Source organism: Methylopila musalis (genome assembly GCF_042679725.1).
GTDB lineage: Bacteria > Pseudomonadota > Alphaproteobacteria > Rhizobiales > Methylopilaceae > Methylopila > Methylopila musalis.
Window position 1 is genome coordinate 1 of the sequence record NZ_JBHTMX010000323.1, and the last position, 1,903, is coordinate 1,903.

General features: G+C 73.3%; 2 protein-coding genes and 1 pseudogene. All 3 read right to left on the reverse strand.

Annotation, left to right across the window (positions count from 1 at the left end):
- Positions 1–336: pseudogene (locus ACFQ4O_RS17220) on the reverse strand (precorrin-3B C(17)-methyltransferase); the annotation flags it as partial.
- The gene (locus tag ACFQ4O_RS17225; RefSeq protein ID WP_378777568.1) at positions 333–1,058 is read right to left on the reverse strand and encodes a precorrin-2 C(20)-methyltransferase; all 726 of its coding nucleotides are present in this window, start codon (positions 1,056–1,058) and stop codon (positions 333–335) included. The pseudogene ACFQ4O_RS17220 and the gene ACFQ4O_RS17225, both read right to left, overlap by 4 nt.
- Entirely contained in the window at positions 1,055–1,678 is a 624-nt protein-coding gene (locus ACFQ4O_RS17230) for a precorrin-8X methylmutase (RefSeq protein WP_378777570.1), read from the reverse strand. The genes ACFQ4O_RS17225 and ACFQ4O_RS17230 overlap by 4 nt, the downstream gene beginning before the upstream one ends.
- Between the last annotated feature and the right edge of the window lie 225 nt (positions 1,679–1,903).

The window sequence follows — 1,903 nt, forward strand, 5'->3', positions numbered from 1 at the left end:
GACCGTGCGGGCGAGCGTGTCCGCGCCCACCAGCCCGCCGATCAGCGGCGCCACCACGGCGCCGTCGTCGGAGACAGCCAGCACCGGGGGCTCGGCGCGCTTGTCGACCAGCAGCGGCGCGATCAGCCGAATCAGGATGCCGGCGGCGCAGACGCCGAGGATCGGCCGCCCGGCCCGGAAAGCCTCCGCAACCGCCGAGGCCGCGTCGTCGAACGTGGAGTCGAGCCCGGTCACCCGTCCGTCCAGCCCGCAGGTCTCGCCCCCGACCGCGCGGGCCACCCGGCGCGCCGTTTCCGCGCCGGAGGAGTTGAAGGCGAAGACGATGGGCCGCGTCACGGAATCTCCCGACCAGGGACGACGATGATGGAGAAGTAAGGCACGGTCGTGGGGTCCACGTCGACCGCACGAAGGGTGCGCTGCCGATCCTGGCTCGCCCGCTCCACATACCAGGCGCGCTCCAGCACGCCCGCGGCGGCGAGCGCGTCGCGCACCTTGGCGAAGGTGCGGCCGAGCTTCATCACCACCGCGGCGTCGGCGGCGGCGAGCCGTCGCGTCAGCTCCTCCGCCGGCAGGATGCCGGGGATGACGGTGACGGTGTCCTGCCTGAGCACCAGCGGCACGCCGAGCGCCGCCGGCGCCGCCATCACCGAGGACACGCCCGGCGTCACGGTGGTGTCGTAGCGGTCCTTGAGGCGCGAATGCCAATAGATGAACGAGCCGTAGAAGAACGGATCGCCCTCGCACAGCACGCAGACGTTGCGGCCCCGATCCAGATGGCCCGCGATCTCCTCGGCGCTGGAATCGTAGAAAGCGCGCATCACCTGCGGGTAAGACGGCAGGTCCGCCTCCGGGCTCGCGGTGACGGGATAGACCAGCGGCAGAAGCTCCTGATCGGCGCGCAGATGCGGCCGGGCGGCGGAGAGCGCCACGCCGGCGCCCGCCCTGGCGGCCGGATAGGCGATCACGTCCGCCTCCTGGATGAGGCGCAGCGCCTTCAGCGTCAGAAGCTCGGGATCGCCCGGGCCGACGCCGACGCCGGACAGCTTGCCGGGCGTCATTCCTTGGGATCCGCGGCGGCGTTGAGGGCGGCGACCGCCATGGCGCTGCCGCCCCGCCGGCCGAGCAGCGTGAGGAAGGGAACGCCGCGGGGATCGCGCGCCAGCTCCTCCTTGGATTCCGCCGCGCCGATGAAGCCCACCGGCAGGCCGAAGATCGCCGCGGGCCTGGGCCAGCCGGCGTCGAGCCGCTCCAGCAGATGGAACAGCGTGGTCGGCGCGTTGCCCACCGCCACCACGGCGCCCTCGAGCCGGTCGCGCCACAGCTCCACCGCCGCGGCGGAGCGGGTGGTGCCAAGGTCGCGCGCCAGATCCGGCGTGCGCGGATCGTCCAGCAGGCACAGCACCTCGTTGTCGGCCGGCAGCCGGGACCGGGTGACGCCCGACGCCACCATTTTGGCGTCGCACAGGATGGGCGCGCCGGCGCGCAGCGCCCCACGGGCGGCGGCCACCACGTCGTCACTGTAGCGCAGGTCCGCGGGCAGGTCCGTCATGCCGCAGGCGTGGATCATCCGCACGCAGACGCCAGCCACGTCCGCGGGCAGACCGTCCAGCGCCGCCTCGGCCCGTATCGTCGCGAAGGAGCGGCGATAGATCTCCGCTCCGTCCTTCACGTAGTCCATCAAAGCCCGCCCACACATCTCGCGACAGCCTTGTGACGGCGCGGGCTGCGGCTGGCAAGGCGATCTTTTGAGGAACTCCACTTAAGACGGAGCCGGCGCCCCGGAAAGCCGGCGCAGGATGGCGGCGGGGTCGTCGCCGGCGAGCGTTCCGCGCGCTCGCCCCGGCCGCCGGGGCGAGCCGTTGGCGTGGAGCGCGTAGCCCGGCCGGTCGCCCGCCCCGAGCAG